Raw genomic sequence first — 14,946 nt, forward strand, 5'->3', positions numbered from 1 at the left:
CTCAACGTGCACCGCCGCCGAGCCAGTCCAGCGACTCGGCCGTGTTCCGGCCGCTCGCCCCGACCAGCTCCAGGAACGCGCTCTGCAGCGACGGCGCATCCCCGCGCACCTCGGCCAGCGTGCCCTGTGCGCGGATCCGGCCCGCCGCCATCACCGCCACCCAGTCGCACAGCGACTCCACCAGCTCCATCACATGGCTGGAGAACACCACGGTCGCCCCGGAGGCGGTGTAGCGCTCCAGGACCCCGCGGATCGTCTGGGCGGAGACCGGGTCGACGCCCTCGAACGGCTCGTCCAGGAACAGCACCTCGGGGTTGTGCAGCAGCGCCGAGGCCAGGCCGATCTTCTTGCGCATTCCCGTCGAGTAGTCGACGACCAGCTTGTGCTGGGAGCCGGCCAGGTCCAGCACCTCCAGCAGCTGGGCGGCGCGCTTGTCGACCTCGTCGCCGGGCAGGCCGCGCAGCCGGCCGCTGTAGGCGAGCAGTTCACGGCCCGACAGCCGCTCGAACAGCCGCAGTCCTTCCGGCAGTACACCGATCCGGGACTTCACCTGGACCGGGTCACGCCAGACGTCGTGCCCGGCCACCTCCACCCGGCCCTGGTCGGGCCGGAGCAGCCCGGTGACCATGGACAGCGTCGTCGTCTTGCCCGCGCCGTTCGGGCCGACCAGGCCGATGAACCTGCCCGAGGGCAGCGTGAGATCGATCCCCGCGACGGCGACCTGCTCGCCGAACCGCTTCCACAGTCCCTCTACATGAACGGCGGGCGGCGTCTTCGGCGACCCGCCCCCGGTGCCAACTGCCTGGTCCGGCATGTGATCTCGCGCCTTTCGGAGTCCCGCATCCACGGGTCCACCCTACGGACGCGTCAAGCGTGTCGCGCCCGGTCGGCGGCCGCCTCCCTGCCGCATGCGTAGGCCAGCGGGCTGATCAGCTCCTCGGCGTCCGGCAGCCAGCGGTTGGCGCGGGTGGGGTGGCGCGCCCACTGCACCGCGCCGTGGCCGCCGATCCGGGTCGGCGGGGCCGCGACGTAGTGGCCCTCTCCGCGGCCGGTGAGATCGAGAGCGCTGGGGGCCCAGCCGAGGCTCCGGATCAGGTCGGGAACCTTGAACGCCGCGCCGGGCAGGACGAGGAAGAGCATCCGGCGGTCGGGGGTGCACGTCACCGGGCCGAGCGGCAGACGCATGCGCTCGAGGCGGGCCAGGGCGAGGAAGCCTGCCGATTCGGGGACGTCGATCGCGTCGAAGGTGCGCCCGGTCGGCAACAGGATCGAGGACTTGGGCTGCTTGGACCACATCCGGCGGACGGCGGTGGCGCTGCCGGTTGCCTGGCCGGCCCAGTCCGGCCTGGTGGGGTGGGCTCCGGGCGCGGGGCAGTCCGCGGCGCCGCACGAGCAGTGCTCGGCGCCGTGCGAGGCCTCCAGCCAGGTGCCGGGGAACACGTCCCAGTGCCGCTCTTCGGCATATCGCACGGCGACGTCCACCAGGTGCTCCCCTCGCTGCTTGGGGATCTGCGCGGCCTTCGTGACTCCCATGGTCTCTTCCACGACACACTCAACTACGGCCACCACCCCGGGTTACGGGCCTGCCGCGGCGCGGCGGTGGAGCATCGATCCTGCACGCGGGGCGCACAGATGCACGGGTGGGGGCGCGCAGGGGGCCGCACCCTGACCGGTGGGTAGTCCCTGGCAGGGGGATGCGCCGGGGGCTGTGCACGACCTGTGCGGACGGGCCGACATCCCGTACGGCATCCGGCAAAAGCGACCAGTGCAATGAACCAGACCAACCATGCATTCTCCGTATTTCCGCCGGGCAGTGATCAAGGCGTTGATCGTGCGTCGATGACGTCGTTCATCACGTCGTCCGTCGCGGACCGGCGGTCACCGAGGCATCAGGGGGTAGTTCATGGCAGCCAGGCCTCTCGTCGCCCGTCAGCCGAACGAGCGGTTGCAGTCACTCATCCAGGAAGCGGGGTGTTCCAACGCCGGGCTCGCACGCCGCGTCAACATGGTCGGCGCGGAGCGGGGCATGGATCTGCGCTACGACAAGACGTCGGTGGCCCGCTGGCTGCGCGGGCAGCAGCCACGCGGCCGCGCACCCGGGATCATCGCCGAGGCGCTCGGCCGCAAGCTCGGTCGTACGGTCACGATCGACGAGATCGGCATGGCCAACGGCAAGAACCTCGCCACCGGCGTCGGGCTGCAGTTCGCGCCGACCGTGCTCGGCGCGATCGAGCAGGTCTGCGAGCTGTGGCGCAGTGATGTGGGCCGCCGCGAATTCCTGTCCGGGTCGGCGGTCGCCGCCTCCGCGCTCGTGGAGCCCAGCCGCGACTGGCTGATCACGGGAGCGGACAGTCAGGTCGCGCGTACCGCGGGGGCACGGATCGGACCCGCGGACGTCGAGGCGGTCCGGGCGATGACCTCGGCGCTGAACGCGCTGGACCACCGTTTCGGCAGCGGCCATGTCCGGCCCGTCGTCGTGCACTACCTGAACAGCGTGGTCTCCGGGTTGCTCTCGGGGTCCTACCGCGAAGCCGTGGGACGTGAGCTGTTCGCCGCGGTCGCGCGCCTCACCGAACTCGCCGGGTACATGGCGGTGGACACCGGCCAGCCGGGCCTCGCCCAGCGCTACTACATCCAGGCGCTGCGACTCGCCCAGGCGGCCGGCGACCGTGCGTACGGCGGGTATGTGCTGGCTGCCTCCATGAGTCATCTCGCCGCCGAGCTGGGCAACCCGCGGGAGATCGCCCAGCTGGCACGGGCCGCGCAGGAAGGCGCCCGAGGGCAGGTCACCCCGCGGGTCGAGGCGATGTTCCAGGCCGCAGAGGCGCGCGGGCACGCGCTGCTCGGGGACATCCGCACGTGCGAGGAGGTGATGGGCAGGGCGGTGGCCTCGCTGGAGCGGGCCGAGCCGTCGGCGGGCGACGACCCCGACTGGATCGCGCACTTCGATCACGCCTATCTCGCCGACGAGCTGGCGCACTGCTACCGCGACCTGGGCCGGGCGGAGGCCGCCGCCCGCCATGCCGCGCAGGCGCTGGAGGGGCATCCGGAGTCACGGGCCCGGCGGCGCGCCATCGGACTGGTGCTGTTGGCTTCGGCACAGGTGCAGCAGCGTGAGGTGGAACAGGCCTGTTGCACGGGCACGCGGGCGGTGGAGCTGCTGGGCACGCTGCGCTCGAGCAGAGGGGCCGAGTATCTGGAGGACCTGCAGCTCAGGCTGGAGCCGTACGCGAACGAGCCGGCGGTCCGCGAGTTCGGGACACGGGTGCACACCATGGCCGCCTGACGCCCGCGTTCCGCGGATGTGGGGCATCTAACAGCGCTGTACGTCCGCATCTTGTTACTGGTTTCACACGTGTGTGCGCGGCCCTCGGGGCACCCGGTAGCGTGAACCGACGATTCCGTAGGTCCACATGTAGGAGTGTCCCGGTGACGCACAGCGGACAGGGCGGCGAGCAGCAGATACCTGCTGCACAGCCCGCGCACGAAGGCATCGTGCTGCCCGCCGACGGCAGTGAGCCCTGGATACCCGGCACTCCTGGTGCCCACGGTGTTTCCGGTGCGCCAGGTGCCTCCGGTGCCGGCGCGGCGCATGCGGCTCCGGCAGGCGGGCGGCCGTGGGGCGACCCTTGGGGGCCGCAGCAGGCCCAGCAGGCCCAGCCGGGTCCTCTGCCGCAGCAACCGCAGGCCCAGGCGGCTCCACCGTACCCGCCGGTACAGCAGCAGCCGACGCAGCCGACGCACGGATACGGGTATCCGGCGCAGCCCTCCCAGGGATCGCCCGCCGGATACGACGGCCGGCCGCTGCCGCAGGCAGTGCCGTCCTACGCGGCTCCCGCCGGCGACGCGGACGCGACCCAGTACATCCCGCCGGTCGTCCCCGGCGCCCCGGCCGGGGCCGCGCATCCCGGCGCGCTGCCGCCGGAGGTTCCGGCCGAGTCGACCCAGTTCCTGGGTACCCGCCCGCTCCAGGCCGCAGCGCCCGCCGGCGACGCGGATGCCACCCAGTACATCGCGCCGGTACCGGGCGGGGCGGTGCCCCCGGCACCCTCCGGGGCTCCGTTCGGCATCCGGCCCGGCGCTCCGGGCGACCGGCAGCCCCCGGCCGAGTTCGACAGCCTCTTCCGTGCGGACGGGCCCGCGGACCAGTTCCCGGACTCCACGCAGCAGATGCCGCGCTTCGACGCAGGGCCGTCCGCCCCGTCCGGCCGTCAGCAGCAGCCCGGCTACCAGCAGGCCCCGTACGACGACCCCGAGCCCGAGCCCCGGCGGCGCTCCACCGCACCGGTCGTGGCCGCTCTTGTCATCGGGTGCGCCGTGCTCGGACTCGGTCTCAGCGCCGTGATGTTCGGTGGCGACGACGAGAAGGAGCCGGATGCCGGCCCTGTCGCCGCGAGCTCCGAGGGGCCGAGGGCGAAGTCCAGCCCGTCGTCCGACGCCCCGGTGGACCCGGCCGAGACGCAGGCCAAGGAGCTCGACAAGCTCCTCGCGGACAGCAACAGCAGCCGCGCCGCCGTCATCCGCTCGGTGGAGAACATCAAGGTCTGCCAGAACCTGGACCAGGCCGCCGCGGATCTGCGGGACGCGGCGGCGCAGCGCCGTTCGCTGGTGACCAGGCTCGGCGGTGTGAGCGTGGACAAGCTGCCGAACAACGCGGCGCTGACGGCGGCGCTCACCAAGGCCTGGCAGGCGTCGGCGTCGGCCGACGACCACTACGCGTCCTGGGCGGTCCAGGTGAAGGGCAAGAAGGGCTGCAAGAACGGCAGGGCCCGCAGCACCGGACAGACGGCCCAGGCCACCCGGGCGAGCGGTGAGGCGACCAGGGCGAAGAACGAGGCGTCCGGGTTGTGGAACTCCATCGCCCGCACCTACGACCTGACGGAGCGTCGCAGCGACCAGCTCTGAGCCGGGAAAGGGGCGCGTCCGTCAGGACGCGCCCCTTTCGCGTTCTCGCGTTCGGCGGCTGGTGAAAAGGCCTCAGACGGACGACGTCCGGTTCAGTGTCCGGCCCACGTCCACGAAGGCGTTCTGCTGGTCCACCAGCCGTCCCTTGCGCACCACTTGGAAAGTGACACTGCGGTTGACGATCCGCGGATGGCTGGACGCGCCGAGCATGTCCTCGTACCCCCAGCGCAGTGGGGGCGTGAGGCCGCCGGTCGTCACCTCCACACCCTGGTCGAGCGCGTGCGAGATACGACCGGGGGTGATCCGGTCGCTGTCGAGCGAGCGGATCACGGCGTTGAGAACGGTGTACGCGATCCATGTGGTCTGTACGCCCGCGTCCGCCGGGTCGATGCTGTCGTCGTCGAACGCGTGGTCGCGGATCACCCTGCGCATGTCGGCCCAGCGCTGGTCGGCGGCGTCCGGGTACCAGCTGGTGATGAACGCGCCCTCGAAGGGGCCTTCGCGGCCGCCGGTGCGGTCGATGAGGGGCTGGTCGACGCTGCCCGTGACCGAGGAGATCCGTATGTTCCGGCCGTCTTCGGGCAGGCGGCGGAAGGAGTCGAAGAAGGTCTCCGTCCGTTCGCCGAGCGCGGCCGTGACACAGCCGGGCCGCTCGCCCTCGGCGACCTTGGCCCAGGTCTGGTCGGCCGCCCTCTTGCGTGCCTGCATGGCCCGCTCGGTGTAGTCGGTGGCGTCCTCGGCGGCCGGGACGTCGGCGGAGCTCTTCCGGCTGCCTTCGGTGAGGCCCGCGTTGAGGAGTTCCGGCAGTTCGTCACCGGCCACGGTGTCGGGTCGTACGAGGGAGACACGGTCGCAGGCGCGGGCGAGCTGCTTGCCGTTGCCGGCGAGAAGCGCGGCCTGGCCGCCGTTGACGGGGTAGGACAGATAACTGGTGAACTCCTCGTCGGATATGCCGTATCCGCCGATGAAGGGGATGCCCGCGGCCTCGAGCGGGGCCATGAACGCGCCGCCGTGCTGGCTGTACGAGCCGACGACCGCGACGACGTTCTCCTTGACGGCGCGTCGGGCACAGGCGGCCGCGCCGGTGGGGGTGTTCTGTTCGTTGCAGGTGATCACGCGCAGCTCGTGGCCGTTCATGCCGCCGATCGACTCGGCCCACCGGGCATACGCCTTGGCCATCGCCGGCATGCCGGGCATGTTCGTCGCCTGGGTCTCTTCGGGTGCGAAGGTCATCACTGTGACGGGCTCCCTGGAGCCCCCCGGACCGCCAGGGAGTACGCCGCAGCCGGCGATCAATGTCGCTCCGGCCGCCACGGCCGTCACACACACGGAGCGGACTTGCGTGGTCCTGGAGGGGCGGGGGGAGGAGGAACGACGCCAACCGGTCATGGCTCTGCACACTTCCGCCTCCCAGGGAACGGGGGAGTGAGCGATGGTCAACGATAAGTGACGAGAAAGTGAATTGCCGGGGTGGGAATGTGTGGGCGGTGAGGGAACGTACGATCGACGGCGTGCAGCAAGGTTCCGTCCCCCCTTCCCGTCGCGGCCGTCGCTCCTCCACCATGGGCGGCATGCCGCTCAATGACATGCCCTGGTGGCGCTGGCGCGCCAATGTGCGCTCGGCGCTGCACATGCTTTCCGACCCCGTCTTCCACCACGAGTGCTGGCTGGCCGGACTGGAGGGGTACGGCGACGTCACGGACGCCGTCTACCGCCTGGTCGAGGACACCTGGCTGGACAACTGGTCCGCCGAGAAGTACGTCGGGACGATCTTCCGGGACTCCGGCGAGGCCGCCCTGGTCGACGTCGCCGTGCTGCGCGTGCTCCGGATCATGCACCAGGTGGGGGCGGACGCTCCCGTCTCGGCGTACATGGAGCACCACGGCTGGCCGGAGGCCGTACGGGCCGCGCGGGACGCGCACATGCGCCTCGCGGCCAACGACGGCGAGGACCCGGACGTGCCGCCCCGCTCGCTGGACGTGCTGCGGATCATGACCCGGTCCGCCTGACGGACTCCTTCTGGTCCTGCGCTCCGTGTATGGCAGGCTACAAGGATGACCGATCAGTACGTCCTCACGCTTTCCTGCCCGGACAAGCAGGGCATTGTGCACGCCGTGTCGAGCTATCTCTTCATCACCGGCTGCAACATCGAGGACAGCCGGCAGTTCGGGGACCGGGACACCGGCCTGTTCTTCATGCGGGTCCACTTCTCGGCCGATTCTCCGGTGACCGTGGACAAGCTGCGGGCCAGCTTCGCCGCAGTCGGCGACGCCTTCCAGATGGACTGGCAGATCCACCTCGCCGATGAGCGGATGCGGATCGTCCTCATGGTCAGCAAATTCGGGCACTGCCTCAACGACCTGCTCTTCCGGTCCAGGACCGGTGCGCTGCCCGTCGAGATCGCGGCGGTCGTCTCCAACCACGAGGACTTCGCCGGGCTGGTCGGCTCGTACGGCATCCCGTTCCATCACATCCCGGTCACGAAGGACAACAAGTCCGCCGCCGAGGCGCAGCTGCTGGAGCTGGTGCACGCCGAGAACGTCGAGCTGGTGGTGCTCGCCCGCTACATGCAGGTGCTCTCCGACGATCTGTGCAAGCAGCTGAGCGGCCGGATCATCAACATCCACCATTCGTTCCTGCCGAGCTTCAAGGGCGCCAAGCCGTACCACCAGGCGCATGCCCGGGGTGTGAAGCTGATCGGTGCGACCGCGCACTATGTGACCGCGGACCTCGACGAGGGCCCGATCATCGAGCAGGAGGTCGAGCGGGTCGGTCACGAGGTCACCCCGGAGCAGCTGGTGGCGATCGGCCGCGACGTGGAGTGCCAGGCGCTGGCGCGTGCGGTGAAGTGGCACGCGGAGCACCGCATCCTGCTCAACGGACGCCGCACGGTCGTCTTCGCCTGACGTACCCGGCCGGCGGCCCGGCGGCCGGAACGGGCGCGGCGCAACCCGTCACACCGGGCTGTCGCACAGATCGTCCAGGACGAAAGCCTCCTCCTTCCTCTGCAGCACGCGTTCCGCCTCCAGCCGGTCGAGCAGCCGGCCCAGCAGTGCCTTGTCGTCCAGGTCGCCGACGAACTCCAGCACGGCCCGGTGGAAGGCGTCCCGCAGGGTCGGCGGCATCGCGTCCGAGGCGTCCATGCAGATCTGGCCCGCCGAGTCGAACAGATTCTGCAGATCGCGTGTGCTGCGCGACAGAGGGACGGAGCCGGCCGTGCCGCCAGGGAAGAACGGACGCTCGCCCGGCAGGGCGGTGTTCGCCCAGTCGGTGCGGGCCTGCTTCGAGCTGAGACGTCCCAGCAGGTCCCAGGCGGCGGCACTCGGCTTGAACACCGCCGCCATGTCGCCGGAGACCTCGAACGCCCCGCCGCTCACGGAACGGCCGCGCGGCGCGGCGAGATGGCGAGCGGTCGGCAGCGGGCGCACATCGTCGCCGTAGTGACGGCGGATGAACGAACCCTGGTGCTCATGGGTGCAGTCGCCGCGGTTCAGCAGCCCGTAGCGGCCGTCGTCGAGCAGCTCGAACGAGTCCGACACGCCCCGAGGGCCCGGGTCGTGGCCGTCCGCGGTCAGCATCCGGCCCCACTCCCGCCACACCGGGCCGGTGTCCTGCCACTTCATGCCGCCCGTCGCCCAGCGCTCGTACTCGCCCGGGCCCATCCGCTGCAGCAGCAGATCCTCCACCCAGTCGGTTCCCGGCCAGCCCGACGTCGCGCCCGACGCCATGCCCAGGCACCAGCGCGGCACCTTGCCGGCCGTGTCCTCGCGGCTCCACACCACCGACTTCAGATCGACCCGCACCGGCACCCAGTACGCCCGTGTCCGCAGCTCGCCGTCCGCGTCCTCGACGGTGACCGCCGGCGACCACGGGGGGACGGCGGCCCCGGCCACCTGCTCGGGCAGCGGCTGCAGATGCCCGGCCCTGGCGTATTCGACGAGTTCGCCGGGACTGTTGAGTATCGCCACGTCCGGTGGCGCCCCTGCCTGCAGCTGCGCGACCAGCGTCTCGCGCAGCGAACGCGTGCCCGTGTAGACGTATCTGCGGCCGGTCTTCTTCCCGATGCCCCGCAGCGCCTCCACGAACGGTTTCTCCTCGCCGTCCGTCCACGGCCCGAGCACCACCAGGGTCCGTTCCTCCCCGGAGTCCGCGCAGCCGCCGCCGGCCACGGCCGACACGGCGAGCAGGCACCCAGCCAGCACAGCCCTCAAGCTCCTCATACGTCTGCGTCCGCGTCCTTCCGGCGGGGGAGGCGGGCCGCCGGGTACGGCCTGCCGTAGAGATAGAGCGTCACGCCGCAGGCCAGGGCCCCGAGGATGCCCGCGGGCACGGCCACGCCCGCGGTCAGCGACCAGCCGTCGGGATGGGCCGCACGCATCGCGTCCGCCGCGTCCGCCGCGGCGCCCTCGATCTCGCGCGGGGCCGTCACGCCCACGGGGATCCCGGTGAGACCCACGACCTCGGCCCGCACGTGCTGTTGTGCCGCATGCTCCTCGGCGCCGCCGGCCGCAAGCAGTACGGGGGTCAGCAGCACCGGTACGCAGGCGGCGGAGAGCTGCAGGCTGACCAGCCGCAGCCGGTCCCGCAGGAACACCGACGTGCCGACGGCCACGAACGCGAACAGGCCCGTCACCAGCGCGGCAGCCGCCGCGGCGGCCAGCGTCAGCGGGCTCCAGGCCGCGAGCTCGCCGCTCTCCCGGCGCAGCTGCCACTCCAGCTCCGCGATCCGGTCGAGCACGGTGGTGGGCTGCGGATGCCGGCCGGCCGTGGGCTTGCCCAGCATGTCGTCGGCGTACTCGATCCCCGCTGTGCGCAGGACATCGCTCGTGCGGTTGCGCTCGGCCCAGGCGATCTTGTCGTCGTACGCGACAACCAGCCCCGACACCACCCGCAGCTCCTGCTCCTGTCCCTTGCTCAGGGCGCCGGACGCGGCCACCCGGTGGAGACTCTGGGAGGCCTCGGTCAGCCGCGAGCGATATGTCTCCCCGAGTTCGACCAGCTCGACCTGCGGGCCCTTGAGCAGCCGCAACTCGGCCTGCTGCTGCGCGAGCTGGAGCGATGTGCGGGCCTGCGCGAGGCCGACGAGCGCGGGGACGCACCGGTCCCGCAGCCGCTCCGAGCGCCCGTGCACATCGCTGTAGGCAGCGGCACACAGCGCGAGCGCGACGACGGCGAGCGCGGGCAGCACCACCATGCGCCGCCGCAGGAACGCGGCGGTGGCCCGTCCCCCGCCGCCCTGCCCGGTGGCACGCCGCCACAGTGCGGGCAGCACCGAGGGTGCCCTCCGTGCGAGCCGCCGTGTCCGCCTGGCCGTCCCGCGCACGATCCGGGCGGGGCTTCTGCCACGGGTCATGCGCGGCCACCCCGCCCCCCGAGCCAGGCCGGGCGGGGGCGGCGGTCGGGGCGGCGGTGGTGGCGCAGTCCCAGGGGGCGGGTGCGGTAGGCGTTGTCGAGCAGGGACTCCACGAGGGCCGCGCCCTGCGGCCGGTCCGTGCGCGCGACCTGTTTGGCCAGCTGGCGGTAGCTCGCCGAGAGCTGCTCCCGCAGTGTGCGTTCGGTCGCGGGGACGGGGATCGCCGGTGGCAGGGCGGCGCGCAGTTCGGCCAGCGGATTGCCCGTGCCCCGCTCCCGCGCAGCCACGACCAGGTTCAGCAGCAGCTCCCGCAGCTCCGCGGTGAGGCGCTCGTACGCATGCCGGTCCGTGAGGCCCTCGTAGCCGGCCAGCCGGTGCAGGGCCGTGAACGCGCGGGCGGCCGATCCCACGGTCGGCACGTCCCCGTCCTGCGGCGGCCCGGCGTGGATGCGGACCATCGCCGTACGCGCCGCCGTGCGGTGCCGGGAGTCCGGCGGGACCCCGTCGAGGGAAGCCAGTGCCAGGTCCGGGCGCCGGCGGGCCAGATGGATCCGGGCGAGCCCGAACGCGGCCGCCCCCAGCGCATGGTTGCGCCGCCACACCGCGTCGTAGAACCGCATGGCCTGTTCCTCGTGCGCCTTCCGCTGCGCGGCGGCGTCCGGTACGGCGGCCGGATTGCCGCCGCGCCATTGGTCGGCGAGTTTCTCGTGGCAGTAGCCGAGCGCGAGCTTGGGCGCGTACTCGCCGGGGATCGCGGCGTACACGTCGTCGAATCGGCCGAGTGCCTGCGGCAGGCGGCCGTGCGCGAGTTCGGTGAGCCCCTCGTGCCAGTCCAGCCGCCAGTCGTACGAGGCCCGCTCGCCGAGCAGCCGGCGTGCCTTGTCCAGTTCCATCGCCGCCGTCACGAGCTCCTCGTCCCGGCTGCGCCGCCGCCCGCCGGCCAGCTCCAGATGCAGCCGGCAGCGCAGCAGATGCAGCTCCGGCGACGGCAGCCAGTCGTCGCTGAGCTGCAGCAGGCCGGCCGGGTCCTCGTACGACGTACGCTGCAGCTCCTTCCAGTTGAGGTCCTCCTCGTCCGGTTTCGGCACCGGCAGCGCGACCGCCGCCTCGGACGGGCCCGGCACCTGCGCGCCCAGCCCGTCGCCGGAGCCGTCCGCCCGCCAGCGCTCGAGCGGCGGGGCCTTGCCCAGCCTGCCGTCCAGGGCGATGGCCGCAGGGTCGAACAGCGGGGACGGCTGGAACGTCTCCTCACCCAGGCGCAGCGACCGCAGCTCGCGCAGCACCCCGCGCAGCTGGACGGCCATCTCCTGCGCGGACGCGTAGCGCAGTCGCGGGTCGGGCTCCATCGCCCGCCGCAGGGCCCGCTGAAGCGACTCGGTCCCGAGGTCGGCGGGCGGTGCCAAATCCTTGTCCAGCAGCTCGGTGAGGAGCGCGCCGACGGTGTACAGGTCGCCCGCGGTTGTCATCTCGCCGGCCGGCCCGGCCTCCGGCGGCCGGTGGCTGACCGGGCCGGGTGCTCCCGGTCTGCGTACGCCCGCGACATCGATGAGCTTGATGCCGTTGCCGCAGTGCAGGACGTTGGTGAGGGACAGATCGCCGTAGACGAACTGCTCCTGGTCGTGCAGATAGCTGAGCGCGTCCAGGACCAGCAGCCCGTACGACACGATGAACTCCCGCACCCGAGGGCCGGCGAACGGCGGATGCTGCTCGGCCATCCGGGCCGCGACCCAGGACAGCGGTGCCCCGTTGGCGAACTCCATCACGATGAACTCGGCCGAAGTCGACGGGTGACGGGCATAGTTGACCACGCGAATGACGGACGGATGGTTGAGGCTGACCAGCCTGAGGCGCTCCTGATGGGCCTGGCGCACGGCGGCCGGGTCGTCGGGGTCGAGGATGCCCTTGAGGGCCACGGGCCGCATCTCCAGCAGCAGATCGCGGGCCAGATAGACCTGGCCGTGGCTGCCCTGGCCGATCGGACCGACCACCTCGTACTGCTGGTGCAGCCGGTCGCCGCCGGTCAGATGAGGGCCGGCCGGTGCGGTGACGAGCGCGTCCGGGTCGCGGACGGCGACGACGGGCAGATCGGTGAGCCCGTCGCCGGGCGGTTCGACCACGAACTCGCGCGGGCCCATCGGCCCGGCCAGCTCCTGCTCGGCGCTCTCCACGTCGAGGAGGGCCGTCTCGATGTCGACGGTGAGTCTGAACTGCGCCTGCGGCAGGGTGGGGTCGTCGGCGCGTGTACCACCGGGGCCGATCTGCCGGAGCCTCTCGCGCAGCGCCTGGGCCCGTGCCTCGGGTCGGCGCGGGCGGCCGGCGGCCGGGGTGCCGGGGCCCGGAAGCTGCCGTAAGCGCAGCTCGGCGTCGGCGAGCCGCTTCACCCGCGCCGCGAGCTGCTCGGCCCGGTGCTCGGCCCAGTCGGGCCGCAGCAGTTCGGCGCGGATGCGGCCGACGAGCGGGGAGCTCGGATCACTGAAGACGAGCAGGAGTCTGCTGTCCCCGCGGGCGAGGAGGGCGCGTAGCAGGTCCACGATCTCGGTGTCGGTGGAGGCGGACCGGTCGATGGACAGGAAAGCGGCGATGAGCGGCGGGCTTTCGTGCGCGATCAGGTCGAGCAGGGCGGTGTGGGCGGCGTCGGGGGACGAGCCGCTTGCCCCGTCGGGGAGGCGGGACGGGGTGGGGCCGCCGGGCCGGGCTTGTCCGCCGGGCCGGGCGGTGGCGCCGGCCGGGGCGGCGTGGTCGTCGGAGTGGACGGGTTCTTGGGAGCGGACGGGTTCGCCGGTCCGGGTGGTGCCGGCAGGGACGTCGCGGTACGGAGCGGACGCGGGGCCCTGACCCGGGGCGGCGTGGTCGTCGGAGTGGACGGGTTCTTGGGAGCGGACGGGTTCGCCGGTCCGGGTGGTGCCGGCAGGGACGTCGCGGTACGGAGCGGACGCGGGGCCCTGACCCGGGGCGGTGCTCCGATGCTGAGCGGTGCCGTCGGCCGGGGCGGAGGGGCTGATCCGGGTGGAGGCGTCCGAGGCGTCTGTCCGGGCGGAGCGGTTGCCCCGGGCGGTGCCGACGGTCCGGACGGTCCCGCCGGGTCGGGCGGAGCCGCTGGTCCAAGCGCCACGGTTGGCACGCGGGGCAGGACCGTCCGGGGGCCCGGCCGGGTCCCGGGCGCCTCCGGCGAGGCGCGGCACGCGCAGTCCGCGGCCGTCGGACGCATCCGGTCCGCGCTCCGGGCGGTCGTCCCCGGTGTGGGCGCCGGAATCGTCCAGGCCCATCCGGTCCGCCAGTTGACGGGCCAGGTCCGCCGCCGTCCGGTTGGTCGCGTCGACCGCGATGTCGATGCTGCCGATCTGCGGCTCGCCCGCCGATGTGCCCGACGGCGGCGCCGGATCGGGCGGGCTCTGTTCCCGGTCGGCGAGGGTGAGGACGGATCTGATCGTGTGCAGCAGCTCGTGCTCGCCCTCCCCGGCGAAGGCCAGCTCCACCGGGTCGGTCCCCGGCTCGCCGTCCAGCCAGCGGGTCAGCCTGCGGTGCAGCCCGGGGACCCGCCCGGACGCCGTTCGGGCGGTCGCGACGGCCACGTCCCGGGAGATCGCGCGGGACCCGGTCACCGTCAGCCCCAGCCGTTCCAGCGGCAGATGCCTGAGCACCGTCTCCGTCGAGATCATGTACGCGTGGTCCTGCCGCACCGGCGCGTTCGGGGTGCCGAACTGGTGCGCCACGATGCCGATCACCCGGCCCGATCTGTTGTCCACCACCCCGCAGCCGCTGTAGCCGTGCCGCACCACGTACGGCGGGCCCTGCGTGTCCAGCTGCACCCACTCCGACCGCGGCCCGGGGCCGCCCTGGCTCATCAGGCGGGCGTTGACGTCCTCGCCCCCCGGCAGGTCGCCGGGGTAGCCGATGACATGCACCATCGCCCCCCGTGCCGGAATCTGCCGGTGCAGCACCGCATACGGCACATCCGGCTCGTGATCCAGCTTGAGCAGCGCCAGGTCACCGCTGAAGTACCCGGTGGGCGGCACCAGATACTCCCGCAGCACCCGTGCCGGGACCGGCTGCCATCCGCCGTCGGACAGGGCGACGCGCGGCAGGTCCACGTAGACGGTGTCGAGCGGGATGCGCGCGCCCGACTGGTCGGGCCGGGACAGCACGGTGTGCGCGCAGGTCAGTACGAGACCCCCGGGCAGCAGTACGCCCCCGCCCAGCGGTTTGCCCGCGCGGTCGGCGGTGCGGAGCAGGCAGACCCGCCAACTCTCCTCCTGTGGCGAGGAGTTGGATGTGCGACGCAGCACGCTCATACTGCTCAACGATAACTACGGGAGACGGGGTGCGCGATGGCTGAGCGTGACGAAACCGCGGTGGCGGGGCTGGCCGAGGTGATCGGGCAGGTCCGGGACGAGCTGGAGCAGGCGCAGCGCGTGGGGGCGGGGCGAGATCTCCGGTTCAGTGTGGAGAGCGTGCATCTGGAGTTCGCGGTGCAGGTACGCAAGGAGGGCAGCGGCAGGGCCGAGCTGCGGATCGGTGTGCTGACGGCGGGCGGTGGTGGGTCGGCGGCGCGCGATGCGACGCACACCATCAGGATCGAGCTGAAGCCGCACGGCGCCGACGGCGACCCGAACATCAGCGTCGGCGGTCCGTGAGCCGAAAACCGTGGCCCGGCCCGGCGGGACCGGCCCCGGGCCGCGCCCGGCGTC

Annotated in this window: 11 protein-coding genes; 5 read left to right on the top strand and 6 right to left on the bottom strand. The window is 72.5% G+C overall.

Features of this window, described 5'->3' with window-relative positions:
- Position 1 precedes the first annotated feature (1 nt).
- Entirely contained in the window at positions 2-814 is an 813-nt protein-coding gene (locus tag OHS70_RS20625) for an ABC transporter ATP-binding protein (RefSeq protein ID WP_328399269.1), read from the bottom strand.
- A gap of 53 nt (positions 815-867) precedes the next feature.
- The gene (locus OHS70_RS20630; protein WP_328399270.1) at positions 868-1,533 is read right to left on the bottom strand and encodes a bifunctional DNA primase/polymerase; all 666 of its coding nucleotides are present in this window, start codon (positions 1,531-1,533) and stop codon (positions 868-870) included.
- A 370-nt stretch (positions 1,534-1,903) separates the two neighbouring features.
- Here OHS70_RS20630 and OHS70_RS20635 point away from each other — a divergent pair, with 370 nt between their 5' ends.
- Together OHS70_RS20635 and OHS70_RS20640 are read left to right on the top strand one after the other, a co-directional pair.
- Positions 1,904-3,286: a transcriptional regulator gene (locus tag OHS70_RS20635; protein ID WP_328399271.1), complete on the top strand. Its 1,383-nt coding sequence runs from the start codon at positions 1,904-1,906 to the stop codon at positions 3,284-3,286.
- Positions 3,287-3,429: 143 nt separating this feature from the next.
- On the top strand, positions 3,430-4,905 hold the full coding sequence (locus OHS70_RS20640; protein WP_328399272.1) for a hypothetical protein: 1,476 nt from the start codon (positions 3,430-3,432) through the stop codon (positions 4,903-4,905).
- 72 nt (positions 4,906-4,977) lie between these two features.
- On the opposite strand, the gene OHS70_RS20645 is transcribed toward OHS70_RS20640, so the two are convergent.
- Positions 4,978-6,294, bottom strand: a complete 1,317-nt coding sequence (locus tag OHS70_RS20645) for an ABC transporter substrate-binding protein (RefSeq protein WP_328399273.1) — start codon at positions 6,292-6,294, stop codon at positions 4,978-4,980.
- Positions 6,295-6,467: 173 nt separating this feature from the next.
- On the opposite strand from OHS70_RS20645, the gene OHS70_RS20650 reads away from it, so the two are divergent.
- Positions 6,468-6,914: an SCO4402 family protein gene (locus tag OHS70_RS20650; protein WP_328405785.1), complete on the top strand. Its 447-nt coding sequence runs from the start codon at positions 6,468-6,470 to the stop codon at positions 6,912-6,914.
- A 45-nt stretch (positions 6,915-6,959) separates the two neighbouring features.
- Entirely contained in the window at positions 6,960-7,811 is an 852-nt protein-coding gene (gene purU / locus OHS70_RS20655; protein ID WP_328399274.1) for a formyltetrahydrofolate deformylase, read from the top strand.
- Positions 7,812-7,859: 48 nt separating this feature from the next.
- Here purU and OHS70_RS20660 read toward each other — a convergent pair whose 3' ends face one another.
- From OHS70_RS20660 to OHS70_RS20670, 3 genes are read right to left on the bottom strand one after another with little or no spacing between them, the layout of a single operon-like run.
- Entirely contained in the window at positions 7,860-9,107 is a 1,248-nt protein-coding gene (locus OHS70_RS20660) for an extracellular solute-binding protein (RefSeq protein ID WP_328399275.1), read from the bottom strand.
- 14 nt (positions 9,108-9,121) lie between these two features.
- Positions 9,122-10,258 (bottom strand): hypothetical protein, encoded by a 1,137-nt coding sequence (locus OHS70_RS20665; RefSeq protein ID WP_328399276.1) that lies wholly within the window; start codon positions 10,256-10,258, stop codon positions 9,122-9,124.
- On the bottom strand, positions 10,255-14,550 hold the full coding sequence (locus tag OHS70_RS20670) for a tetratricopeptide repeat protein (protein WP_328399277.1): 4,296 nt from the start codon (positions 14,548-14,550) through the stop codon (positions 10,255-10,257). The genes OHS70_RS20665 and OHS70_RS20670 overlap by 4 nt, the downstream gene beginning before the upstream one ends.
- A 36-nt stretch (positions 14,551-14,586) precedes the next feature.
- Between OHS70_RS20670 and OHS70_RS20675 the strand changes: the two genes are divergently transcribed.
- Positions 14,587-14,892, top strand: coding sequence for a trypco2 family protein (locus tag OHS70_RS20675; protein WP_328399278.1), 306 nt, complete (start codon positions 14,587-14,589; stop codon positions 14,890-14,892).
- The last annotated feature ends 54 nt before the right edge of the window (positions 14,893-14,946 follow it).

Origin of the sequence: Streptomyces sp. NBC_00390 (genome assembly GCF_036057275.1) — a bacterium.
Classification (GTDB): Bacteria; Actinomycetota; Actinomycetes; order Streptomycetales; family Streptomycetaceae; genus Streptomyces.